General features: G+C 74.6%; 20 protein-coding genes and 1 pseudogene. 10 read left to right on the top strand and 11 right to left on the bottom strand.

The window, feature by feature from the left end:
• Positions 1–24: 24 nt before the first annotated feature.
• The 6 genes from ABZW10_RS23785 to ABZW10_RS23810 form a co-directional block, all read right to left on the bottom strand.
• Complete coding sequence (locus ABZW10_RS23785) at positions 25–387, bottom strand: DUF742 domain-containing protein (RefSeq protein WP_355369169.1); 363 nt, start codon at positions 385–387, stop codon at positions 25–27.
• Positions 384–836 (bottom strand): roadblock/LC7 domain-containing protein, encoded by a 453-nt coding sequence (locus tag ABZW10_RS23790; protein ID WP_355369171.1) that lies wholly within the window; start codon positions 834–836, stop codon positions 384–386. The genes ABZW10_RS23785 and ABZW10_RS23790 overlap by 4 nt, the downstream gene beginning before the upstream one ends.
• Positions 837–847: 11 nt before the next feature.
• A complete protein-coding gene (locus ABZW10_RS23795; protein WP_355369173.1) occupies positions 848–2,800 on the bottom strand; it encodes an ATP-binding protein in 1,953 nt (650 codons plus the stop codon).
• Between the two features lie 78 nt (positions 2,801–2,878).
• Positions 2,879–3,883: an MBL fold metallo-hydrolase gene (locus ABZW10_RS23800; protein ID WP_355369175.1), complete on the bottom strand. Its 1,005-nt coding sequence runs from the start codon at positions 3,881–3,883 to the stop codon at positions 2,879–2,881.
• 132 nt (positions 3,884–4,015) lie between these two features.
• Positions 4,016–4,762, bottom strand: a complete 747-nt coding sequence (locus ABZW10_RS23805) for a hypothetical protein (RefSeq protein WP_355369177.1) — start codon at positions 4,760–4,762, stop codon at positions 4,016–4,018.
• A 145-nt stretch (positions 4,763–4,907) separates the two neighbouring features.
• A complete protein-coding gene (locus ABZW10_RS23810; RefSeq protein ID WP_355369179.1) occupies positions 4,908–5,858 on the bottom strand; it encodes a GNAT family N-acetyltransferase in 951 nt (316 codons plus the stop codon).
• Positions 5,859–6,126: 268 nt separating this feature from the next.
• Here ABZW10_RS23810 and ABZW10_RS23815 point away from each other — a divergent pair.
• From ABZW10_RS23815 to ABZW10_RS23825, 3 genes and pseudogenes are all read left to right on the top strand, one after another.
• Positions 6,127–7,538, top strand: a pseudogene (locus tag ABZW10_RS23815) (DUF692 domain-containing protein).
• A 93-nt stretch (positions 7,539–7,631) separates the two neighbouring features.
• Positions 7,632–8,723, top strand: coding sequence for a TIGR04222 domain-containing membrane protein (locus ABZW10_RS23820; RefSeq protein ID WP_355369181.1), 1,092 nt, complete (start codon positions 7,632–7,634; stop codon positions 8,721–8,723).
• 100 nt (positions 8,724–8,823) lie between these two features.
• Positions 8,824–9,600, top strand: coding sequence for a TIGR04222 domain-containing membrane protein (locus tag ABZW10_RS23825; RefSeq protein ID WP_355369183.1), 777 nt, complete (start codon positions 8,824–8,826; stop codon positions 9,598–9,600).
• Positions 9,601–9,657: 57 nt separating this feature from the next.
• On the opposite strand, the gene hemQ is transcribed toward ABZW10_RS23825, so the two are convergent.
• From hemQ to ABZW10_RS23840, 3 genes are read right to left on the bottom strand one after another with little or no spacing between them, the layout of a single operon-like run.
• On the bottom strand, positions 9,658–10,383 hold the full coding sequence (hemQ, locus tag ABZW10_RS23830) for a hydrogen peroxide-dependent heme synthase (protein ID WP_355369185.1): 726 nt from the start codon (positions 10,381–10,383) through the stop codon (positions 9,658–9,660).
• The gene (hemG, locus tag ABZW10_RS23835; protein WP_355369187.1) at positions 10,380–11,813 is read right to left on the bottom strand and encodes a protoporphyrinogen oxidase; all 1,434 of its coding nucleotides are present in this window, start codon (positions 11,811–11,813) and stop codon (positions 10,380–10,382) included. The genes hemQ and hemG overlap by 4 nt, the downstream gene beginning before the upstream one ends.
• Positions 11,814–11,847: 34 nt before the next feature.
• Positions 11,848–12,444: a Uma2 family endonuclease gene (locus tag ABZW10_RS23840; RefSeq protein WP_355369190.1), complete on the bottom strand. Its 597-nt coding sequence runs from the start codon at positions 12,442–12,444 to the stop codon at positions 11,848–11,850.
• A gap of 55 nt (positions 12,445–12,499) precedes the next feature.
• Between ABZW10_RS23840 and ABZW10_RS23845 the strand changes: the two genes are divergently transcribed.
• Positions 12,500–12,940, top strand: coding sequence for a DUF523 domain-containing protein (locus ABZW10_RS23845; protein ID WP_355369192.1), 441 nt, complete (start codon positions 12,500–12,502; stop codon positions 12,938–12,940).
• 174 nt (positions 12,941–13,114) lie between these two features.
• Positions 13,115–14,185: a DUF4349 domain-containing protein gene (locus tag ABZW10_RS23850; RefSeq protein ID WP_355369194.1), complete on the top strand. Its 1,071-nt coding sequence runs from the start codon at positions 13,115–13,117 to the stop codon at positions 14,183–14,185.
• Between the two features lie 68 nt (positions 14,186–14,253).
• On the opposite strand, the gene hemE is transcribed toward ABZW10_RS23850, so the two are convergent.
• A complete protein-coding gene (hemE, locus tag ABZW10_RS23855; RefSeq protein ID WP_355369234.1) occupies positions 14,254–15,267 on the bottom strand; it encodes a uroporphyrinogen decarboxylase in 1,014 nt (337 codons plus the stop codon).
• 259 nt (positions 15,268–15,526) lie between these two features.
• Between hemE and ABZW10_RS23860 the strand changes: the two genes are divergently transcribed.
• The 5 genes from ABZW10_RS23860 to ABZW10_RS23880 all read left to right on the top strand — a co-directional run bounded on the left by ABZW10_RS23860 (position 15,527) and on the right by ABZW10_RS23880 (position 22,288).
• The gene (locus tag ABZW10_RS23860) at positions 15,527–16,189 is read left to right on the top strand and encodes a DUF3000 domain-containing protein (RefSeq protein ID WP_355369196.1); all 663 of its coding nucleotides are present in this window, start codon (positions 15,527–15,529) and stop codon (positions 16,187–16,189) included.
• A 318-nt stretch (positions 16,190–16,507) separates the two neighbouring features.
• A complete protein-coding gene (locus tag ABZW10_RS23865; RefSeq protein ID WP_355369198.1) occupies positions 16,508–17,224 on the top strand; it encodes a response regulator transcription factor in 717 nt (238 codons plus the stop codon).
• Positions 17,225–17,390: 166 nt separating this feature from the next.
• Positions 17,391–18,644, top strand: coding sequence for an HRDC domain-containing protein (locus tag ABZW10_RS23870; RefSeq protein WP_355369200.1), 1,254 nt, complete (start codon positions 17,391–17,393; stop codon positions 18,642–18,644).
• Positions 18,645–18,911: 267 nt separating this feature from the next.
• Positions 18,912–20,156, top strand: coding sequence for an acetyl-CoA C-acyltransferase (locus ABZW10_RS23875; protein WP_355369202.1), 1,245 nt, complete (start codon positions 18,912–18,914; stop codon positions 20,154–20,156).
• 2 nt (positions 20,157–20,158) lie between these two features.
• Positions 20,159–22,288 (top strand): 3-hydroxyacyl-CoA dehydrogenase NAD-binding domain-containing protein, encoded by a 2,130-nt coding sequence (locus ABZW10_RS23880; protein WP_355369204.1) that lies wholly within the window; start codon positions 20,159–20,161, stop codon positions 22,286–22,288.
• A 66-nt stretch (positions 22,289–22,354) separates the two neighbouring features.
• Here the strand turns inward: ABZW10_RS23880 and ABZW10_RS23885 are convergent, their stop codons facing one another.
• On the bottom strand, positions 22,355–23,896 hold the full coding sequence (locus ABZW10_RS23885; RefSeq protein ID WP_355369206.1) for a glycosyltransferase family 39 protein: 1,542 nt from the start codon (positions 23,894–23,896) through the stop codon (positions 22,355–22,357).
• Between the last annotated feature and the right edge of the window lie 25 nt (positions 23,897–23,921).

Genomic DNA, 23,921 nt, shown 5'->3' on the forward strand with positions numbered 1-23,921 from the left:
TCCGGCCGCCCCGGGCCGGGCGGGTTACCGGAGAGTGCGGAGTCCAACGAGGAGCCTCTCGACGAGGGAGCGGTCGGTCTGCTGGGCGCGGGGGATCGGCGCGCGGGCGTGCAGGCAGCCCGCCTCGACCAGATCGGCCGCGAGGAAGACCGTGGCGCTGACCGGCAGCCGCAGGTGCGCGGCGGCCTCGACCACGGTGAGCGCGCCGGGTCGTAAGAGGTCCCAGAGCCGGTGGTGCTCCGCCTCCAGCTCCGCGAGCGCCGCCGGGCGGTCGGCGCCGGTCGCGAACAGCACGGTGAGCCGTTCGAAGCCGTCGCCGCCCGGGCGGGTGCGGCCGCCGGTGACCAGGTAGGCAGGCACCATCCGCCTGCGGGGAGTGGCGGTCATGACCGGGCGGGGGCGTCCTGCCGCCGGGCCGGGCTGGCCAGTGCCCGGCCCAGGGCGGCGACCTGGACCTGCATCTGGTAGGCGACGTTGCCGAGTTGGGCGTCGGGGGTGGTGAACACCGCGAGCGAGGTGTTCTCGCCGGCCGGGACGACGACGGCGAAGCCCAGCTCGGACTCGACGACGGTCTGCGCCAGCCGGGGCTGCTCGGCGTCGGTGAAGGCGGTGGTGAACGCCCTGGCGGCGGCGTGCACGGTGGCGGTCATCGCGGCGACCCGCTCGGCGGAGGCGCGGGCGAGGCCGTCGGAGGCGGCTTCGACCAGGCCGTCGCCGGTGGCGATCAGCGCGTGCACGACACCGGGCAGCTCCAGGAGCGGGGTCAGCACCCAGGCGATGCCGTCGGTGTCGGACGGGCTGGGCGTGGTGCGGGTGGGGCTGGGCGTGCTGCTCACGGCGCGGCTCCTCAGGGGGTCTGGGTGGTGCGGCGGCCGGACGCGTCCGCGGGGCCGGCGCCGGTGCGGGCGGCGTCGGGGCGGGGCGGGGCCGCCCGGTCGGCGCCGGCGGGGCCGGTCGCCGCGGGGGACGGGGGGTGGGGGGCGGATTCGGTACGGGTGCCGGTGGCCTCGGTGACGGTCGCGTCGGTCCCGGGCTTCCCGGTCCCGGTCCCGGCCTCGGTGGCCGCGGCCTCGGCGACCGCGGCGCGGCCCGAGCCGGTGCCGTGCTGGAGCGCCTGCCAGCGGGCGGCGGCCTGCTCGGGTGTGCGCAGTGGGCGGACGGCGGCCGGCCCCCGGGCCGGTGCCCCGGCGGAGGCGGCCTGGGGCTGCGGGCCGGGCGTCAGCGGCCGGCGCCGGCGGCGGCTGGGCAGGCCGCTGCCGTCGTCCGCCGGGGCGGGCCCGTCCGGGACGGCGCGCACCGGCGGGACCGCGTGCACCGGCGGGACGGCGTGCACCGGCGGGACGGCGTGCACCGGCGGCGCGTCCGACACCGGCTCGTCCGGCACCACCGGGTCGTCCTGTTCGTCCGGCACCGGCGGCACGACCCGGATGGCCGGGACGCCGTCGCGGACGCGGCCGCCCGTCGGGCCCGGGGCGGGCGGCGCGGCAGGCGCGGAGCCGGGGCGCAGCGGCAGCGGGGTGAGCACCGAGAGCGGCTGCTCCTCGTCGACGACGGTCAGCAGCCCGGCCGGGATCCGCACCAGCGCGCGCATGCCGCCGTACGGGGAGGGCTCGACGTGACAGGAGAAGCCGTACTGCCGGGCCAGCTTGCCGACCACCGCGAACCCGGTCCTGGGCGGGTTGCCGAGTTCGGTGAGCAGCACCTCGGGCGGGCCGGCCAGCAGCCGGCGGGCCCGGCGCAGCTGGTCCTCCTCCATGCCGATGCCACTGTCGTCGACGATCACCAGGGCGCCCCGGCCGCCCTGCTGGACGGTGACCGGGACGTCGGTCTCCGGGTGCGAGTACGCGGTGGCGTTGGCGAGCAGTTCGGCGACGGCGATGGCCACCGGCTCGGCGGCCCGGGCGACCACCGCGAGCCGGTCCTCGCGCAGGTGGTTGGCCACCTTGATGCGGGCGTAGCCGGGCACCCGGGAGAGCGCGCCGACCACCACCTCGGCGAGCGGCGAGTCGGTGCGGGCCAGGCCCGGCCAGGCCTCGCAGAGCACGGCGACGGTCTGGATCCGGCGCAGCGCGACCTCGTTGCGGAAGTCGACCTCCAGCAGCCGGGGGTCGTCGTTGTCGTGCTGGAGCTGCTGGACCAGGCTCTGGATCTGGTAGAGCAGGGTCTGGATCTTGGAGGTGGCGCCGCGCATCCCGGCGCGGGCGGCGGCGTCGACCCGCTCCCGCTCGTCGGTGACGGCGGCGGAGGCGGCGTCCAGCACCGCCTGCAGGGCCTGGACGGCGTCCGGGCCGACGGCGGCGGCGTCGAGCGGCCCGGCGATCGGCGCGTTGGGGTGGCTCAGGCGCAGGGCGGCGGCGACCACGCGTTCGGTGGCGAGGTGGCCGATCTCGGCGAGCAGGGCGGCGGTGCGGCGTTCGGCCGCCGCGGCGTCCCGCTCGGCGCCGGTGGCGCGCCGCTGCGCCTCGGCGGCCACCAGGTCGGCCTCGGCGGCCCGTTGCCCGTCCTCGGCCGCCCGGTGCTCGGCCCGCCGGGCACGGTCCTCGGCGGCGAGCGCGCTCTCGGCCGCGCCGCGGGCCTGTTCGGCCGACCGCTGCGCCTCGGCCCGCGCCTCGCGGGCCTGCTGCTCGGAGCGGCCGGCCCGGCCCTCGGCGACCCGGGCGCGCTCCTCGGCCAGGCCGGTCGAGGCCTCGGCGGCGGCGGCCCGGGCCAGCGCGCGGGAGCGGCCGCGGGCCAGCCACCCGGCGGCGGCGAGCGCGGCGAGCGCGATCAGCGCCAGGGCCGGGACCAGCAGCTGCGTCATCGACGTCCTCGGAGTTTCCTTGTACGAAGAACGGACTCGGGGCGGGGCGGTACGGGCGGTTCGGAGGCCGCGGCCGGCTCAGGCGCGCGGGCGGGGGGCGCGCCGTTCGGCGTCCTCCTCCAGCTCCCGGGCGACCAGGGCCACCTGGCTCATCGCCTCCAGGATGTTCGGTACCGCGCTGTCCTCCAGGTGCCGGTACTCGGCGGCGACGGTGAGCACCAGCCGCTCGGGCAGTCCGAGCTCGGGGTGGCGCTGCTCGGCGATGATCCGCCGGGCGGCGTCCAGGGCGGGCAGGCCGGCCCGGTGCAGGGCGTGCGCGCGCTCGCGGACGTAGTCGAGGTAGGCGATGTGCTCGCGGACGCCGGCCCGGTCGAGCACCGGGCCGTGGCCGGGGACGATGATCTCGGCGCCGGTGGCCAGGATCTGTTCGCAGGCGGCGATGACGTTCTCCAGCGGACCGGCCCAGTGCGAGGGGTGGTCGCCGGGCTGCGCGGCGGTGGAGCCGAAGATGACGTCGCCGCTGAACACCGCGCGCTGCCGCGGGAGGTGGACGATGAGGTCGCCGCCGGTGTGGGCGGAGGGCAGGCCGGTGATCTGCACGGGGTACTCCCCGACCCGCAGCTCCAGCTCGCCGTGGAAGACGGTGTCCGGGTGGACGGGCTCGGTGTGCGACCAGTCGAACCGGCCGAAGTGGCGCCGGAGGTAGTCGCCGAGCGGCGAGTCCGGGTCGCTGCCGACGACCAGGCCGTGGGTCTGCTGGGGCGTCGGCTCCCAGTGGATGTGCTCCAGCGCCTCGCGGGTGGCGATCACCTCGGCGTCCGGCAGCACGCCCGCGCCCCAGAGGTGGTCGCCGTTGGCGTGGGTGACGACGATCCGGTCGACGGTGACGCCGTCGGCCAGCCGCTTGCGGCTCTCGGCGAGGAACTCGGCGGCGAGCGAGGGGTCGTAGGGCGTGTCGATCCACAGCGCCGTCCGCGGGCCGGCGAGCAGTCCGCAGTTGGCCAGGCCCCATCCTCGCTTCGGCGGGAGCCAGACGTAGAGGTCCTCGGCAATCGCGCTCACATTCGCACGGTTGATCGTCATGGGCGCGATTATGCCGATGATGTGACAGTAGTGGAGCAAAAGCCTGATGAATCCGGCCACTTCCTGTCCCGGATCCTCCCGGACTGTCCGGTTCACCCCTGTCCGTGGCGGCCGAATCCTGCCCCCGCACGCTCAGGCCGAGGGCAGGATGCGGCAGACCTCGACCGTCACGTCCACGGTGTCCAGGCCGATCACCCGGCCCTCGACGGCGACGAACCCCTTCTCCCCGGAACGGAACAGCGCGGCCAGCGGGGACTGCCGGCCGGCCGCCGCCAGGGCCTCCACCGCCATCGCCGACCCGAACGCGAAGACCCCGCAGAGCACCACGCAGGGCGCCTGCCGGCCGGTCCGGGTGACGAACACGAAGCCGTGGTCGCGGACCAGTTCGTCAGCCGCGTTGTACTGCGCCTCGAAGATCATCCCGCCCCAGCGGGCCCGGGCCGCATGCGGGTGCTCCAGCCGGAAGTCCGGGAAGCCGGCCGCCAGTACGCCGGCCGAGTAGGCGTTGACGGCCGGCCCGCCGATCGAGAAGGTCGGCATCCTCGGGTCCTGCGCGCCCGCGGTGACCAGCTCGATGGTGGCCTTGCGGTTGATCTTCCGCAGCAGGTCGATGAGCTGGGCGATGGCCCGGGCCTCGGCCATCGGCATGAAGAGCACGTTCCGCGGGCCCCGGCTGGTGAGCCGGCAGCCGTCCTTGGCGTAGGCGAACTCGGCGGCCTCGACGCTCGGGGTGACGATCTGCACCCGGCCGTACGGCCCGAGCAGCACCCGCAGGAAGCCGTAACGCAGGAAGAGCCGGGTACGGGCGAGCGAGCGGGCGGCGAGAAAGCCGATCACGGCCGGGACGAACCCGACCAGGATCTGGAGCAGGATCTCCATGGCACCCCCGCGCGGAAGACTCGGGCACGAACAGACGGCGCGGAGGTGATGCCCCGTGAGGCCCCGGGAACGCACGCATTCCGGGCCCCATCCAGCGCCCACGCCGGTGGACGCCCCGAATTCACCCGTACGGCTCAGCGTCTCGTCACGCTCCGTCATCACCTCCGGCCGCGCCGCCGTCCAGGCGCTTGATGTACTTCCGTTCGCTCGCGCAGCGCTCGTAGCCCAGCCAGGCGTTGATCGCGAGCATCGGCGCATTGGTGGCGTCGTTGGCGGTGTAGGCCCACCGCAGACCGGCGGCGCGGGCCCGGCGCAGCGACTCCCGCTTGGCGAGCTTGGCCAGCCCCCGCCCCCGGTACGCCCGGCGGCAGGCGGTGAACGCCGACAGGTAGCGGTCCGCGCCGTCCGTGCTGACGGCGCTGAACGCGACGGGCAGGCCGTCGGCCACGGCGACCACGGTCAGCCCGCGGTCGAGGTCCGGGCGGTTCCACTCCCCCGCCAGCCAGTCGTCGTACTCGACGGCGTCCAGCACGATCTCGCCCGGCTCGTCCAGCGCCGCGTCCGCCTCGACCTCGAAGACCGGGCGGGGATCGGCCGCGAAGTCGCTCGCCGGGCGCAGCTCCACACCGGCCGGCAGCGGCGGGGCGGGCGGCAGCGGCACGGTGAGGTCCCGGACCGCGAAGTGGGCGGTGCGGCCGGCGGTGAAGCCCCGGGCCTCGGCGAAGGCGCGCGAGCCGGGCTCGTCGTCCACCCAGCTGTGCAGCTCGACGACGCCGTGCCCGGCCAGGTGCCGCTCGGCGGCGGCCAGCAGGGCGGTGAAGGCCCCACGCCGCCGGTACCCGGGCAGAACGCTGCCGTTGGCGTGGCCGACGCCGGTGGTCGTGGTGCCGACGACCACCCCGCAGCGGACCGCGCCGACCACCCGGCCGTCCAGTTCGGCGACGAAGGTGCGGTAGTGGGAGCCCTTCGGCGGCCGGGCCTCGCGCCAGACGAGCATCTCGGGCGTCTGCACCAGGTGCTCGCGCCCGGCGCGGTGGGCCGCCGCGACGGCCTCGGCGTCCTCGGGTCGGAAGTCACGAATCGTCAGAAGTGTCATAGGGAGGTCACGGTAGCCCCACAGACGGACCGTCCGCCCCTGGTTTTTCCGGCCGGGACCGCCCCGACCTGCGGCGATGCCGCGGCCCGGCGGTACGGATCACTCATTGACGCCACGCCAAGCTCAAGTAATGCTCTGAGATGACCGGACCAGGCTTGGCAGCCGAGCCGCCCGGGGACATGCTTCACCAGCACGGCCCGGCGGCCCCGGCGACGAGGCCCGGCCGACCGACGGCCTTCCCACCCGGCCCTCCGAAGGGGGCGCACCGATGACCTCCCCCGCCCTGCACCCCGCACCCCGCACGCCCGCACCGACGACGGGCGGCGCTCACACCAGCGGCACCGCCCACACCACCGGTACCGCGCGGGCGGCCGGCACCGCGCGCCGGCTCGGCATCGGCCTCGGCTGGCGCAGCGAGATCGACACCGTGGTCGAACGGCAGCCCGGCCTGGACTGGGTCGAGGTGGTCGCCGAGAACGTCTGCGCCGGCCACCTCCCCGAGTCCCTGCGGATCCTGCGCGAGCGCGGCCTCACCGTGGTCCCGCACGGCGTCGGGCTCGGCCTCGGCGGCGCCGACCGGCCCGACCCGGCCCGCCTCGACCGGCTCGCCGAGACCGCCGGGGCGCTCGGCTCGCCGCTGGTCAGCGAGCACCTGGCGTTCGTCCGGGCCGGCGGCCTGGAGGCCGGCCACCTGCTGCCGGTGCCCCGCTCGCGCGACGCCCTGCGGGTGATCGCCGAGAACGTCCGGATCGCCCAGGACCGGCTGCCGGTGCCGCTGGCCCTGGAGAACATCGCCGCCCAGCTGGCCTGGCCGGACGACGAGCTGACCGAGGGCCAGTTCCTCGCCGAGCTGGTCGAGCGCACCGGCGTACGGCTGCTGATCGACGTCGCCAACCTGCACACCAACCGGGTCAACCTCGGCATCGACCCGGCCGCCGAGCTGGACCGCCTGCCGCTGGAGGCGCTCGCCTACGTGCACGTCGCGGGTGGCACCCTGGTCGACGGCGTCTGGCACGACACCCACGCCCACCCGGTCACCGAACCCGTGCTGGAGGTGCTGGCCGAGCTGTGCGCGCGGGTCGCCCCGCCCGGGGTGCTGCTGGAGCGTGACGCCGCGTTCCCGCCGCCCGCCGAGCTCGCGGCCGAACTCGACGCCATCCGGCGGGTGCTGGACGGCGGTGCTCCCCGATGACCGCCGCCCCGCACACCGGCACCCAGCCGGACACCGGCACCGACCCGGGCACCGACACCGACGCCGCCCGCGCCCGGCTGGCCGCCCGGCAGACCGGACTGCTGACCGCCCTGGTGGCCGGCGGCCCGGTGCCGCCCGGCTTCGACCCCGCGCAGGTGCGCGCGCAGGCCGCCGGTCTGGCCGCCAAGCGGCGCGACACCGCCGCCAAGGTCGCCCCGGACCTGCCCCGTCTGCTCGGTGCGCAGTACGGCCCGCTGTTCCTCGCCTACACCCGCAGCCATCCGCAGACCGGCGGCTACCGCGCCGACGCCCGGGCCTTCGCCGCCTGGGTGCTCGCCGAAGGCCCGAGCACGGAAGGACCGCGCACGGGAGGGCCGGACGCCGACGTCCGCCGCTCGCTGGCGCGGTGGCTCGACCCGGCCCCGGAACGCCCGCCGGGCCCGCTCGCCCGCCTGCGGCGAGCCCTGCGCCCGGGCCGCGACGCCTGAGCGGCGTCCCGCCGCACCCCTGCACCCCAGAACCGCCCGAACCACGGCGCCGCGCGCGCCCGGACCACGTCTCACCGACCGGGGGAACCGCCCATGTGGCACGACGCCTACTACCTGATCCCCGCCGCCGCCCTGGCCGCCACCGTCCTGTGGGCCTCACGGGCCCGGCAGGCCGCCCTGCGCGTCCCCAACCCCCAGGGCCTGCCCGGCCGCGGCCTCCCGCTGCTCCACGCCGCCTTCCTGGCCGGCGGCCCCGGCCGGGTCTTCGACACCGCACTGGTCCGGATGCACCGGGCCGGCCACGTCGTGGTCAGCCGCTCCCGGCTGGTCACCGTCACCACCGACCGCCCGCAGGACACCGTGGAGCGCGCGATCGTCGAGGCGGTCGGCCCGTCCCGCAGCCTCGGCCTCGACCCGCTGCGCCTCGCCGTGATGCGCTCGCCCAGCGTCCAGGCGATCGGCGACGAGCTCGCCGGACGCGGCCTGCTGCGCAACCCCGTCCGGCTGCGCCGGGCGAGGACCGCGCACCGGTCCATCTGGCTCGCGCTGCTGCTCACGGCGGCCCTCACCGCCCTCGCCTACCCGCTCGCCTCACACGACGGGTCCGGCGACGACGGTCCCGCGCTGTGGATCCCGCCGCTGCTGCTCGTCGTCGGCCTGCTCGCGCTGCTCGGCACCCGGCCGCCCAAGGGCCGGATCACCCCGGCCGGGCGCCGCCAGCTCGGCCTGATGGACAACGGCACGCCGTGGCGACCCCGGCACGGGGCCCGCAACGCCGACGCCGCACTGCTCGGCGCCATCGCGCTCGGCGGCCTGGCCGCCGTCGGCGCCGCCGAGTTCGCCGACGAGGAGCTGCAGCAGGCGCTGCTCGCCTCGGCCGCCGCCGACCAGACGGTCAGGGCGGCCGGCTGGTCCGCCGCCGGCTCGCCGTCCGCGTCCTCCTCGTCGTCCTCCGGCTCCTCGTCCTCCGGCTGCGGCAGCAGCCCGGCGGTCTGGTGCGGCTCGTCCTCCGACTCCGGCCCGTCCGACTCCGGCTCCGGCTCCTCGGGTTCGAGCTGCGGCGGGAGCAGCGGCTGCGGAGGCGGCTCCTCGTCGTCCTCCAGCTGCTCCTCGGGGTCCTCCGGCTGCGGGTCCTCCTCCTCGTCCAGCTGCGGTTCCAGCTGCGGCGGCGGCTGCGGCTCCTGACCACCGCGCCCCCGGCGGACGCCCCGACGGACGTCACAGTTCGGTATCGCGGACCGGGAACACGTACCGCGTGCGGCGCGGCCGGGTCTACAACAAGCCCATGTGGTTGCTCTTCCTGCTCCCGGCCTGCGTCGCCGCGGTGCTCTCCTGCATCCGGCTGGTCCGGATGACCGCCGCCGCCGACGTGTTCTCCGGGCAGGAGGGCCCCCGACCGCCCGAGGCGGTCGGCATCGGGCTGTACGAGACCGCCTACCTGGCCGGCGGACCGGACCGGGTCGTCGAACTCGCCCTCGTCCTGATGGCCTCCCGGGGCCGGCTGCACCTCGCCCACACCGGCTGGACCACCGTCGTCGACCCGCGCGGGCGCAGCCGGCTGGAGCGGGCGGTGATCGCCACCGTCGGCCCGGAGGGCCAGTGCCGCACCGACGACCTGCGGGCCGCGATGGCCGCCCACCCCACCGTGCTGGAGATCGGCAGCCGGCTGTCGCTGGCCGGGCTGGCCACCCCGGCGGCCGTCCAGCGGCACACCGTGCTGGTGGTCCGGCAGGTCCGGCAGGCGCTGCTGCTCTCCCTGGTGCTGCTGGCCCTCGCGCTGGTCGCCGGCGGTCTGCTGGAGGGTGACGCGCTGACCCCGCTGGCCTGGTTCTCGCTGCCGCTGGTGCTCACCTCGGGCACCCTGCTGATGGCCCGGGTCGACGTCTACCCCTACACCCGCTGGGCCTCGCCGGTCGGCCAGGAGGTGCTCCGCGAGGTGCGCCCGCCGCGCCAGCACGGGCTGACCGACGACGACGAGCGCGAACTGCTCACCGCCGTCGCCATGAACGGCCCGGCCGCCCTCCCCGACGCCCGGCTGCGCGCCGCCCTGCGCCGCCACTGACGCAGGGAGGGGTCCCGTCCGGTGCGGACGGGACCCCTCCCTCGCCTACCGCGCCGCTCAGACCAGGCCGTTGAGCAGCTCGGCGACCGGCTTGCGGCGGCCGGTGAAGAACGGCACCTCCTCACGGACGTGCAGCCGGGCCCGGGACGGGCGCAGGTCGCGCATCAGGTCCACGATCCGGTGCAGCTCGTCCGCCTCGAAGGCGAGCAGCCACTCGTAGTCGCCCAGCGCGAACGAGGCGACGGTGTTGGCCCGCACGTCCGGGTAGCCGCGCGCCATCTGGCCGTGCTCGGCGAGCATCGCGCGCCGCTCGGCGTCCGGCAGCAGGTACCACTCGTAGGAGCGGACGAACGGGTAGACGCAGACGTAGTCGCGCGGGCGCTCGTCGGCGAGGAACGCCGGGATGTGCGACTTGTTGAACTCCGCCGGGCGGTGCAGCGCCATGTTCGACCAGACCGGCTCCAGCAGCCGGCCCAGGCCGGTGCGGCGGAAGCGGTTGTACGCCTCCTGCAGGTCGTCGGAGTCCTCGGCGTGCCACCAGACCAGGATGTCGGCGTCGGCGCGCAGACCGGACACGTCGTAGGTGCCGCGCACCAGGACGTCCTTGGCGGCCAGCTGCGCGAACAGCTCGTCGACCTCGGCGGCCAGCCCGGTGCGGTCCTCGGGCAGGGCGCCCTTGAGCTTGAACACCGACCACATGGTGTAGCGGATGACCTGGTTCAGGTCGCGCGCCTTCTTCTTCGCGGGCTGCTCGGCGGCCTGCTGCTCAACGGTCTCAGTCATGCGCCCATTGTCCTCTCCGTGACGTTCGCCCCGGTCAGCGGGGTCAACACTCTGTCGAGCCCGGCGACGGCCGCCCGGGCGCTCGCGATGCACGCCGGGATGCCCACGCCGTCGTACGCCGCCCCGCACAGCGCCAGCGCGCCGACCCGGTCTGCGGCCGCCCGGATCCGGGCCACCCGGTCCAGGTGGCCGACCGGGTACTGCGGCAGTCCGGCCCGCCAGCGGGTGACGGCGGTGTCGTAGGGGCGGGCGGTCAGACCGATCGCCTCGCCCAGGTCGGCCAGCGAGCGGGCGACCAGCTCCCCGTCGTCCAGCTCCAGCGGCTCCTCCTCGTGCAGCCGCCCCAGCGAGGTGCGCAGCACGAAGGTGTCCGGGGCCGAGCGCTCCAGCCAGCCCCACTTGTTGGAGGAGAACGTCGACGCCTTGATCCGGCGGCCGTCCACCGGCGGGACGAGGAAGCCGCTGCCGGCCGGGGGCTCGGACAGGTCGGCGCGGCGGAAGGCCAGGGTGACCAGCGCCATCCCGGCGTACTCGACGCCGTCCAGCTCGGCGGCGGCGGCCGGCGCGTCGGCGCGCAGCAGCCGGGCGGCGGCGGGCGCCGGCACGGCCAGCACGACGGCGTCCGCGTGCAGGGTGTCGCCGCCGCCGGTGGTCACCCGCCAGCCGTCGGCGGTGCGGCGCAGCGCGGTCACCTCGGTGCGGGTGCGCAGCTCGACGCCGGCCTCCGCGCAGGCCGCGGCGACCGCCGCCGGCAGGGTGCCGAGGCCGCCGCGCAGGCCCTGGAAGACGGGGGTGTCGCTCTTCGGCCGACCGGCCAGCTCGCGCACCCCGTCGAGCAGCGACCCGCCGCCCCGGGCGAGCGGCAGCAGCGCGGGCACCGCGGCCCGCAGCGAGATCTCGTCGGCGTGCCCGGCGTAGACGCCGCCCAGCAGCGGCTCCACCAGCCGGTCCACCACCTCGCGGCCGAGCCGGTCGGCGACGTAGCGGCCGATCGCGACGTCGTCCGCGACCGCCTCGCCGACCGCCTCGTGCCGGGCCCGCTCCAGACCCTCGGGGCTCAGCACCCCGGAGTCCGCCAGCGCGGCGAGGTCCCCGGGAACACCCATGACCTGCCCGCCCGGCAGCGGACGCAGCGCGCCCCTGGTCCAGATCGCGGCCTTGGCGGTGGTCGGCGGCTCCAACTGCTCCGCGAGTCCGACCGCCCGCGCCAGCTCGACCGCCTCCGGCCGCCGCGCCAGCATCGACTCGGCCCCGAGGTCCACCCGGACCCCGCCGACCTCGCCGCCCCACAGCTTCCCGCCCAGCCGCTCCGACGCCTCCACCAGCGTCACCCGCGCCCGCGCGGGCTCCCCCGCACCCCCACCGAGCACGGCGGCAGCGGTCAGTCCCGCGATACCGCCGCCGATCACCACGACATGTGCCTGCGCCATGCTTCGCAGTCTCGCAGGTCTTTACACCTTTGCCTCAATCCGCTGCACGCTTCGCCCCGGGGGCGGGGACGAGCGCGTCGAGGTCGATGTCCAGCGGGAACGGCACCGGCCGCTCCAGCCGCTTCCGGAAGATCCCGGCCGGGGCGTAGGCCGGCACATTGGCATCCAGCTCGTAGGTGTGCACCACCGGCAGTCCCTCCTCCTCCTCGATCACCCAGTAGTGCGGGATCCCGGCCTCGGCGTACTTCCGGAGCTTGACGACGCGGTCACGGTGGGCGGACTCGGGGGAGACCACCTCCACGACGAGCGCCACGTCGGCCGCTGCGAAATACGTCCGGTCGGGGTCGTAGTCGGTTGTCGCGACCACCAGATCGGGCTCGGGCCGATGACGCGCGTCCAGCTTGATCGTCATCTCGCGCTCGGCCAGGAAGCCCTCCGGCACGAGTTCCTCCAGGAGTGCGGTCAGGCCGGTGACCGCTCGACTGTGCCACGAGCGCTGCGGGGAGGTCCTGAAGACCAGCGCTCCGTCCAGCACTTCAGTGTGGCGCGGCGCCTGAGGCAGGTGATCGAGGTCGTCGGCGAACCACCCCTCTGCATGGGGTGCGTACATCCGGTCCGACAGCTCACCCATGGGCCCACGGTAGCGAGTCGCCGGGTGGCCGTCGGACCTCGTTAGGCTCGGCGGCATGGAGAAGGTGCTGGTGAGTGCGTGTCTGGCCGGGGTGCCGTGTCGGTACGACGGGCGGGCGAAGGCGGCGCGGGCGGTTGCCGAACTGGTGGCCGAGGGGCGCGGGGTCGTGGTGTGCCCGGAGGGGGCGGGCGGGTTGCCGACGCCGCGGCCGGCGGCGGAGATCGTCGGCGGGGACGGGGCGGACGTGCTGGACGGGCGGGCGCGGGTGGTGGACACGACCGGCGCGGACTGCACCGGGGAGTTCGTCGCCGGGGCGCGGGCGGCGCTCGCCGCGGCCGAGGCGTCGGGGGCGCGGCGGGCGCTGCTGATGGCCCGCAGCCCGTCCTGCGGGTGCGGGCAGGTGTACGACGGCACGTTCGGCGGGACGCTGCGGCCGGGGGACGGCGTAACGGCGGCACTGCTGCGGCGCGCGGGCATCGAGGTGGAGGCCGTCTGACGCCTTGTCCGGCCCGCAGCCGATACGTGATCAAGCTGCGATGTCCCGAGGGGATCCGATCCGGGCCGCCTCCCGTCGAATGGTCCGAGCGTCCCGAGGGGGGACGCCGGACGGTCGACGCGGGAGGGCCCCAAGGTGGGAAGAGGACGGCGAAGAGCGGGGACACTGGCGGCGGTGGCGGTGACCGCGGCGCTGGCGGCGGGGTGCAGCGCCGGCTCCGGCGACGGCGCCGCGGACCGCGCGGCGGCGGCCCCGGCGCAGGCCGCGGCCGGGGAGGCGGCCAAGGGGGACGCCCCGCTGGGCGGACCGGGTTCGGCTGCCTCCGCGGCGGCCCCCCAGGCCGCGGCGACCGGGCAGCCCGCCGCGGCCCCGGTGGTGGACGCCCGGCAGATCGCGTACTCGGCGCAGCTGACGGTGTGGGTGGCCAAGGTGGACGAGACGCTGGACCGGGCCCGCGCGCTGGCGCTCGCCGCCGGCGGCTACGTGGCGAGCGAGACGGCGAGCGGCACCGGCACCGGCACCGGTGGCGAGCCCACGGCGACCGGTGTGCAGAGCGGGCAGCTCACGGTGAAGGTGCCGTCGGCGGCGTTCCAGCAGACGCTGGACCAGCTGGCCGCGCTCGGCGAGGTGGTGTCCCGGCGCAGCCAGGCGGAGGACCTGACCCAGCAGGTCGCGGACGTCAACAGCCGGATGCAGAGCCAGCAGGCCAGCGTGGACCGGGTGCGGGCGCTGATGGCGCAGGCGAAGTCGCTGTCCGAGATCGTCAGTCTGGAGAGCGAGCTGAGCCGCCGGGAGGCGGACCTGGAGTCGCTGCAGAAGCAGGTGAAGGAGCTGTCGGCGCGGACCTCGCTGTCCACCGTCACGCTGGACGTGCGCCCGAAGCCGAGCACCGCCCAGCCCGAGGCGCCGGCTCCGGAGGAGGACGACGGCTTCTGGGCCGAGGTCGGCTCGGCGCTGGGCGGCGGCTGGCACGTGCTGTTCCTGATCGTGCGCGGGCTGTTCGTGGCCGTGGCCGCGCTGCTGCCGTTCCTGCTGGTGGTGGTGCCGGTGGCGGCGGCGGTGTGGGTGGTGCGCCGCCGGTGGGTGCGGACGGCACGTGAGCGCGGTCGGGATCGGGATCGGGAGCCGATTCCGGGCTTCGCGCCGCCGCCGCCGTCGTCCCCGCCCGGTGCCGAACAGGAGCCGGGGCGGGAACCCGCGCGGGACGACGAGCAGGATCAGGACCAGGAGTCACGGACGCCCTGACACCCGGTACGACGACGGCGGCGGACCCCTCCGGTCTCCCGGACGGGGCCCGCCGCCGTCGCGGTGGGTCAGCGGGCGCTGGCCTCGTGCACGAAGGCGACCAGGCGGGAGAGCGCGTCCGGGTCCATGGTGGGCAGCACACCGTGGCCGAGGTTGAAGATGTGGCCGCTGGTGCCCAGCGCCTGCGCGGCGTGCAGCACCTCGCGGGCCTTGGTCTCGACGGCCCTGGTCGGCGCGAACAGCACCGCCGGGTCGAGGTTGCCCTGCAGGCCCTTGCCGGGGCCGACCCGCTCGGCGGCGACGTTCAGCGGCACCCGCCAGTCGACGCCGACCACGTCCGCGCCGGCCTGGCCCATCAGGCCGAGCAGCTCGCCGGTGCCGACGCCGAAGTGGATCCGCGGCACGCCGTAGCCGGCGACCGCGTCGAACACCTTGGTGCTGGCCGGCATGACCGAGCGGCGGTAGTCGTCCGGGGCGAGCGAGCCGACCCAGGAGTCGAACAGCTGGACGGCGGAGGCGCCGGCCTCGATCTGCACCTTCAGGAAGGCGGAGGTGATGTCGGCCAGCCGGTCGACCAGGGCGGCCCACAGCTCGGGCGCGCCGTACATCATGGCCTTGGTGTTCTCGTGGTTCTTGGACGGGCCGCCCTCGACCAGGTAGCTGGCCAGCGTGTAGGGGGCGCCGGCGAAGCCGATCAGCGGGGTGGAGCCGAGCTCGTCGACGAGCAGGCCGACCGCCTCGGTGATGTAGGGGACGTCGTCCGGCTCCAGCGGGCGCAGCCGCTTCAGGTCCTCGGCGGTGCGGATCGGGTCGGCGATGACCGGGCCGATGCCGGGCTTGATGTCGACGTCGATGCCGATCGCCTTGAGCGGGACCACGATGTCGCTGAAGAAGATCGCCGCGTCCACCTTGTGCCGGCGCACCGGCTGGAGGGTGATCTCCTTGACCAGCTCGGGCCGCATGCAGGACTCCAGCATGGGGATGCCCTCGCGGACCTTCAGGTACTCGGGCAGCGAGCGGCCGGCCTGACGCATGAACCACACCGGGGTATGCGGTACCGGCTCGTGCCGGCAGGCGCGCAGGAACGCCGAGTCGTACGCGGCGCCGCGGCGCGCGTCGGGCTGCTGACCGGGGGTGGCGCCGGTCGGGGGGACTGCCGGGGTGGCTGCCGTGGTGTCTGCCGTCGTCTCGCTCACGCTCCAAATCTTCGCACGCGGCCCGGACCCGTCCGCCCCGTCGGCCTCGTCGGTTCCTCCAAGATCTGGCCGGATTGCCGCTCCGGCGCGCCGCGCGGGAAGAAGTTGCGGCGATTACCCGCGTTTTCGACCTAGTCTTCGGGTCATGGCAGCGGTCGGAGGGCACCCCGCACAGGGTGGCGGAGCAGGTGGCGGAACGGGTCGGGAGGCGGCGCCGAGCGAGTTCCGGGCTGCCGTGGAGGCGTTCTCCGAGGCCCGGCTGCGCCCCGAGGTCGTCCTCTCCCCCGCCCCGGCGCCCCGCCGGCTGGCGCCGTTCTCCTTCGCGCTGACCGCCACCGTCGAGGTGGACGGCGAGGAGCTGGCCGACGGCCGGCTGGTGCTGCTGCACGACCCGGCCGGGCAGGAGGCCTGGAACGGGGACTTCCGGGTGGTCACCATGACCCGGGCCGAGCTGGAGCCGGAGATGGCCGGCGACCCGATGCTCTCCGAGGTCGGCTGGGCCTGGCTGCTGGACGCGCTGCAGGCGCACGGCGCCGGGTACGCGGAGCCGTCCGGCACGGTGAGCCTGTGCGCCTCGCAGTACTTCGGCGGGCTGGCGGACCGCGCGTCGAGCACCGAGATCGAGATCCGGGCGTCCTGGACGCCGGCCGACGGCCGTTTCGAGCGGCACCTGGCGGCCTGGGGGGACCTGCTCTGCATCAGCGCGGGCCTGCCGCCGGCCTCCCCGACCCCGTACTCCCCCGCGGACGTCACGTCACTCGGTGGAGTGGTCCCGATGCCGGCGCGGCGACGCCCCCGTTCGCACTGAGGAGTGGCGCCCGGCCCTGGCGTCACCGGTCGGCGCGCCGCCACTCCCAAGGCTGACAGCGTGTGACTTCAGGGCGGCTCTTCGTCAACAAATCGTTCGGAACTGACCGCTTTGCGCTGGATCTGATCGATTTTGTGCGATTTCCAAGCATGTCGCCTCAGTCATCTGCGCGATTTGTCCGTATTGTGACTCACTAGATCGTGATCTTTCGCTAAAGCCGGGCACGGATGCTGCCGAAGCAGACTGTGACCCTTTCCGAACGCGGAACACTCCGACCGCCCCCTCGGGGTTCCGTCCGCCACTCCCGCAGGAGGCCTGGTGTCGGTCCTTCTTGAGCACCCCGCAAACGTGGTCGCCTACCGCCCGACCAAGCCCACCGCCATGGTGGTCATCGCCGATCCCCGCGTCCGAAACACCGTCACCCGTCACCTCTGGGCGCTCGGCGTCCGGGACGTGATCGAGGTGTCCTCGATCGCCGAGGCCCGCCCCCGGGTCTCCACCCCGCGCGACATCTGCGTCGCCGACGTCCACCTCCCCGACGGCTCCGGACTCACCATCCTGGCCGAGACCCGCGCCGCCGGCTGGCCGAACGGCCTGGCGCTCTCCGCAGCCGACGACATCGGCGCCGTGCGCAGCGCGCTCGCCGGCGGGGTCAAGGGCTACGTGGTCACCGGCACCCGCACCAATGTCGCCATGCCGGGCCGACCCGGCCTGCCGCTCGGTGCCGCCGGACTGGCCGGGCGGATGCGCCGGCCCGGGATGCCGGGCATGCCGGGCGCGCACGGTGCGCCGGGCGCTCCCGGGGCGCACGGCGCGCCGGGTGCGCAGCAGGCCGCGTACCGCGAGCTCTCCGGTCGCGAGGTGGAGGTGCTGCGACTGGTGGCCGAGGGCCAGTCCAACAAGGCGATCGGCGTCGCGATGGGCCTCTCGGCGCTCACCGTGAAGAGCCACCTCGCCCGGATCGCCCGCAAGCTCGGTACCGGCGACCGCGCCGGGATGGTCGCGGTCGCGCTGCGCACCGGCATCATCCACTGAGCAGCCCGCCGCTGCGGCGGCCATGGAGGAACGTTTCCTCCGTGGCCGCCGCAGCGCGCTGAGGAGTGCCCGGTTCGCCGCCGCGACGACGAACCCGCGGCCCCCGTCATCGGTCTGACCAGTCCGACAACACTCCCGGTCGCGGGGACCGTCGTACCCTTGGGGAGTGACCGACGCCGTAGCAGCCATCCCAGAAGAAGCAGCCCCGGTCCCGCTCCTCGAACCGAAGGAGGGGATCCCTCCGGTCGTGGCGGACGAGCAGGCGCTGGCCGCCACCATCGCCGCCTTCGCGGCGGGAACCGGACCGGTCGCCGTCGACGCCGAGCGGGCCTCCGGCTACCGCTACGGCCAGCGGGCGTACCTCATCCAGCTGCGCCGCGCGGGCGCCGGTACCGCGCTGATCGACCCGATCGCCTGCCCCGACCTCGGCGCACTGGGCGCGGCCCTCGCGGACACCGAGTGGGTGGTGCACGCCGCCACCCAGGACCTGCCCTGCCTGGCCGAGGTGGGCATGAGACCGGGGCGCCTGTTCGACACCGAGCTGGCCGGACGGATCGCCGGCTTCGCCCGGGTCGGCCTCGGGCCGATGACCGAGAGCGTGCTCGGGCTGAGCCTGGCCAAGGAGCACTCCGCGGTCGACTGGTCCACCCGCCCGCTGCCCGAACCGTGGCTGCGCTACGCCGCTCTGGACGTCGAGGTGCTGGTCGAGCTGCGCAACGCACTCGAACGGGAGCTGGACGTCCAGGGCAAGCTCGACTGGGCCCTGGAGGAGTTCGCGGCGATCGCCGCGGCCCCCCGCCCGGCGCCACGCACCGACCCCTGGCGCCGCACCTCACAGCTGCACAAGGTGCGCCGGCGCCGCCAGCTGGTCGTGGTGCGCGAGCTGTGGCTGGCCCGCGACCGGATGGCGCAGGACCGCGACGTCTCGCCGGGCCGGGTGCTGTCGGACGCCGCGATCGTCAACGCCGCGCTGGCCATGCCGCTCAACATCGCCGCGCTGCAGTCCGTCCAGGGCTTCGGACCGCGGGTGCACCGGCGCCAGCTGGAGCAGTGGCTGGCAGCCGTCCAGCGCGGGCGGGAGGTGCCGGAGAACCAGCTGCCGCCGGCCGCCGCACCGCACGACGGCCCGCCGCCGCCGCGCGCCTGGGCCGAGAAGGACCCGGTCGCGGCTGCCCGGCTGAGCGGGGCGCGCGCCGCGGTGAGCGAGCTGGCCGAGCACCACCACCTGCCGGCCGAGAACCTGATCACCCCGGACCTGGTCCGCCGGGTGTCCTGGGAGCCGCCGGCCGACGCCTCCGCGGCGAACGTGGCCGCGGCGCTGCGTCGGCTGGGCGCCCGCCAGTGGCAGGCGGACCTGGTCGCCCCGGTGATCTCCACCGCCTTCGCCAAGGCGGCGGAGACGGCGGCGCAGCAGGGCTGAGCGGCGGAGGAGCAGGAGGAAGGGGATGTCGCCCGGTCGGGCGGCATCCCCTTCGGCGTTCCCCGCGGCGTTCCCCGCGGCGTTCCGTTCGGCGCTCGCGGAGCGGAACGTGTCCGGGGACACATCGCGAGAGTCGCCGGACGGGCCTGGGCAGGGTGGTTACCGGCGGGTAGCATGGCGGGGAAGCGGCGCCGCTCACATCCCCTCGTGCGATGGTGAGCGGCAGCCTGCCCACCTGAACCGTTGGTCCCTGGGAGGAGAGCCCCCGTGCCTCGTACCGTGAGGGACGTCGTCTTCGTCGACGGCGTCCGCACCCCGTTCGGCAAGGCCGGCCCGAAGGGCATCTACCACGAGACGCGCGCCGACGACCTGGTCGTCAAGTGCATCCGGGAGCTCGTGCGTCGTAACCCGAACCTGCCCGTCGAGCGCATCGACGAGGTCGCCATCGCGGCCACCACGCAGATCGGCGACCAGGGTCTGACCATCGGCCGCACCGCCGCGCTGCTGTCCGGCCTGCCGAAGTCCGTCCCCGGCTACGCGATCGACCGCATGTGCGCCGGCGCGCTGACCGCCGTGACCACCACCGCCGGCGGCATCGCCTTCGGCGCGTACGACGTGGTCGTGGCCGGCGGCGTGGAGCACATGGGCCGTCACCCGATGGGCGAGGGCGTCGACCCGAACCCGCGCTTCGTCTCCGAGAAGCTGGTCGACGAGTCCGCCCTGTTCATGGGCATGACCGCGGAGAACCTGCACGACCGGTTCCCGCACCTGACCAAGGAGCGCTGCGACGCCTACGCCGTGCGCTCGCAGGAGAAGGCCGCCAAGGCGTACGCCAACGGCGACATCCAGCCCGACCTGGTGCCGATCTCGATCCGCAACACCAACCCCGAGGTCGGCGAGACCGGCTGGGGCCTGGCCACCGTGGACGAGCCGATGCGCCCGGGCACCACGATGGAGAACCTGGCGGGGCTCAAGACCCCGTTCCGCCCGCACGGCAACATCACCGCGGGCAACTCGGCCGGTCTCAACGACGGTGCCACCGCCTCGCTACTGGCCGCCGAGGACGTGGCCGAGGAGCTGGGCCTGCCGGTCAGGATGCGCCTGGTCTCGTACGCCTTCGCCGGCGTCGAGCCCGAGGTGATGGGCATCGGCCCGGTGCCGGCCACCGAGAAGGCGCTGGCCAAGGCCGGCCTGACCATCGACGACATCGGCGCGTTCGAGGTCAACGAGGCCTTCGCCGTCCAGGTGCTGGCGTTCCTGGACCACTACGGCATCGCGGACGACGACGAGCGGGTCAACCCGTACGGCGGCGCGATCGCGTTCGGCCACCCGCTGGCTTCCTCCGGCGTGCGCCTGATGAACCAGCTGGCCCGCCGCTTCGAGCAGCGCCCGGACGTCCGCTACGGCCTCACCACGATGTGCATCGGCTTCGGCATGGGCGGCACGGTCATCTGGGAGAACCCCCACTGGAGCGACGCGACCCAGAAGACCGAGTTCGAGGGTGGTAAGTGAGCATGAGCACCACGACTGAGCTGCTGACCCGCGGCGCCGAGCTCTTCCCCGGCGAGGTCGTCACCACCGCGCACGTGCGTCACCTGGACCTGCCGCTGCAGGCCGGCCGGCTGGCCCTGATCACCCTGGACAACGGCTTCGACCACACCAAGCCGACCACCTTCGGCCCGGGCTCGCTGCTCAAGCTGGACGAGGCGCTGGACCAGGTCGAGGCGGAGGCCGCCGAGGGCGCCATCGTCGGTGCCGCGATCACCGGCAAGCCGTTCATCTTCGCCGTCGGCGCCGACCTCAAGGGCGTCGAGCTGCTCAAGGCGCACGCGGACGCGCTGGCCATCGGCAAGGGCGGCCACGAGGTCTTCAAGCGGATCGCCGCGCTGCCCGTCCCGACCTTCGCGTTCTACAACGGCGCGGCGATGGGCGGCGGCGTCGAGGTCGGCCTGCACTGCGACTACCGCACGGTGTCGGCGGGCGTCCCGGCGTTCTCGCTGCCCGAGGTCTTCCTCGGCCTCGTCCCCGGCTGGGGCGGCTGCAGCATCCTGCCGAACCTGATCGGCCCGGCCAAGGCCGTCAAGGTGATCGTCGAGAACTCGATGGCGCAGAACAAGCAGCTCAAGGGCAAGGACGTGTTCGAGCTGGGGATCGCCGACGCGATCTTCGAGCCGGCCGACTTCCTGGAGCAGTCGCTGTTCTGGGCGGCCCGGGTGCTCAAGGGCGACGTGGTCGTCGAGCGCGAGGCGATCGACCGCGGCAAGGCCTGGGACGACGCCGTCGCCTGGGGCCGGCTGGTCGCCGACGCCAAGGTGCACGGGGCGGCCCCGGCCGCCTACCGGGCGCTGGACATCATCGCCCAGGTCAAGGACGAGAACCTGCAGGCCGGCTTCGACGCCGAGGACGCGGCGCTGGCCGACCTCATCATGGGCGGCGAGCTGCGCAGCGGCATCTACGCCTTCAACCTGGTGCAGCGCCGCGCCAAGCGCCCGGTCGGCGCCCCGGACAAGTCGCTGGCCCGCCCGGTCACCAAGGTCGGCGTCGTCGGCGCCGGTCTGATGGCCTCGCAGCTGGCGCTGCTGTTCGCCCGCCGGCTGGAGGTGCCGGTGGTCCTCACCGACATCGACCAGGAGCGCGTCGACAAGGGCGTGGGCTACGTCCACGCCGAGATCGACAAGCTGCTGGAGAAGGGCCGGATCGGCAAGGACAAGTCCAACCGCCTCAAGGGCCTGGTCTCCGGCTCGCTGGACAAGGCCGCGGCCTTCGGCGACGCCGACTTCGTGATCGAGGCCGTGTTCGAGGAGATGGGCGTCAAGCAGACCGTCTTCGCGGACCTGGAGAACGTGGTCTCGCCGACCTGCGTGCTGGCGACCAACACCTCCTCGCTGTCGGTCACCGAGATGGCCTCGAAGCTGAAGCACCCGGAGCGGGTCGTCGGCTTCCACTTCTTCAACCCGGTCGCGATCCTGCCGCTGCTGGAGATCGTCCGCGGCGAGAAGACCGACGACGCCTCGCTGGCCACCGCCTTCGGCGTCTCGAAGAAGCTGCGGAAGACCTCGGTGCTGGTCAAGGACGCCCCGGCGTTCGTGGTCAACCGGATCCTGACCCGCTTCATGGGCGAGATCCAGAACATCATCGACGAGGGCACCCCGATCGCCACCGTCGAGAAGGGCGTCGAGCCGCTCGGCCTGCCGATGTCCCCGATCGTGCTGCTGGAGCTGGTCGGCCCGGCCATCGCCCTGCACGTCTCGGAGACCCTGCACGGCGCGTTCCCGGAGCGGTTCACCGTCTCCGAGAACCTCGGCAAGGTGGTCAAGGCCGGCAAGCGCGGCTTCTACACCTGGGTGGACGGCCAGCAGGTCCTCGACCCCGAGGTGCTGGAGCTGCTCTCCTTCGGCGACACCGTGCTGACCGAGGAGCAGGTCCTCGGCCGCGCCCTGGAGGCCGTCGCGCAGGAGATCGGCCTGATGCTGGAGGAGGGTGTCGTCGCCGAGGCGCAGGACATCGACCTCTGCATGATCACCGGTGCCGGCTGGCCCTTCCACCTGGGCGGGATCACCCCGTACCTGGACCGTGAGGGCGTCTCGGAGCGGGTGAACGGCAAGCGCTTCCTCGCCCCGGGTACGGCCTCCGTGCCCGCCTAGGCGAACGACGAAGGGCCCCGGTGACCGGATGGTCACCGGGGCCCTTTGCGTTGTGCCCGGGGCCGCTCAGCGCTTGAGGCGGTAGACGACGGTGTCGGCGAAGACGCCGACCATCTCGTAGTGGGTGTCCAGCAGGTTCTCGATCTTCGGGATCATGCCGGGCTGGTACGGCGCGAGGCCGGAGTCGTCGACGACGACCTCGGGCAGGCTCTTGGCGATCTCCTGGTCGAAGGTCTGCCAGGCGTTGGCCATCGAGAACTGCTCGCCGACGTTGGGGCTGCCGTCCTTGCCGCCGCTGTAGTTGGTCAGGAAGCCCGCGGTGAGGTAGCGGGTGGCGGGCTTGCGGTCGGCCAGCCAGTACAGCTCCGGGTGCATGCCCCAGACCAGCACGGTGTCCTTGGGGGTGGTCTGCGCGGCGACCGCGGTGGCGACCTCGGTGGTGCGGTCCAGCCGCTCCCCCGGCCAGGCCAGCGCCAGGCCCCAGAAGACGCTGGCGGCGGCCGTGGTGTACACCAGCACGGGCTTCCAGCGGACGGCCGAGGTGGCGATCGCCCCGGTGCCCAGCAGCACCAGCGGGGGCATCAGCTGGAGGTAGTAGTGGCCGAAGAAGTGGAAGCCCATGCTGACCGCCACGACCGAGGAGAGCAGCCACACCCACAGGTCGGTGGTGGAGCCGTGCTCCTCGCCGGCGACCGGCAGCGGGCGGTGCCGGTGCTTCAGCCAGAGCCGGCGGCCGACCGGCAGCAGGAAGCCGAGGCCGGCGCCGAGCAGGATCGCCGAGTTGCCGAGCGCCCGGCCGAGCATCTGCAGCCAGGCGCCGCCGACGGTGGCGTAGTCGCCGCTGCCGGTGACCACCCAGAACAGGAAGCCCTTGGGCTTGGTGAGGATCACCGCGACCAGCGCTATCGGCAGGGTGACCCCGAAGCCGATCTTGAGCAGGGCGGGGATCCAGCGCACGCCGCGCCGGCGGGCGTCCTGGAAGAGCATCCAGAGCACCGGCAGCAGCACCGCGCCGCCGGTCTGCTTGGTCAGCGAGCAGAGGGCCACCGCGATGCCGGCGGCCAGCCAGCGGCGGCGCTCGGCGTAGCGGAAGGCGGCCACCATGGCGGGCAGCATGAAGACCTCGAAGGTCGCCGCCTGGGTGTCCTCCGGGGAGAGCCCGATGGAGACCAGCAGGTAGAGCAGGCCCGCACCGACGCCGGCCCGGTTGCCCCAGCGGCCGCGGGCGATCGAGGCCAGCAGGATCGCGGTGACCAGGTGGGCGACCACCGCCAGGGTGCGCAGCGGCCAGAGCGAGGCGGAGCCGAAGACGGCGAAGCAGGCCTGGTAGAGCCAGGGCAGCAGCGGCGGCTTGCGGTCCACCACGGTGTCGTAGAGCACGCCGCCGTCGGCGAGCATCCGGGCCTGGGTGGCCAGGAAGCCCTCGTCGGGGCTCCAGACCGGGCGGATGAAGGACGGCAGGTGGGTGAGCAGGGCGACCAGCGCCAGCAGCGGCACCAGCCGCGTCCAGTAGCCGGTCTTCACGCGCTCCCAGCCGTCGGCCGGGGGTACCCCCAAGGGAAGGCGCTCGGCGAGCGCGGTCAGGCGGGATCGGGTGGGGGTCGGCACGGATGACAACCTACCGGGCGAGATC

This window comes from Kitasatospora sp. NPDC004723 (assembly GCF_040609255.1).
Classification (GTDB): domain Bacteria; phylum Actinomycetota; class Actinomycetes; order Streptomycetales; family Streptomycetaceae; genus Kitasatospora.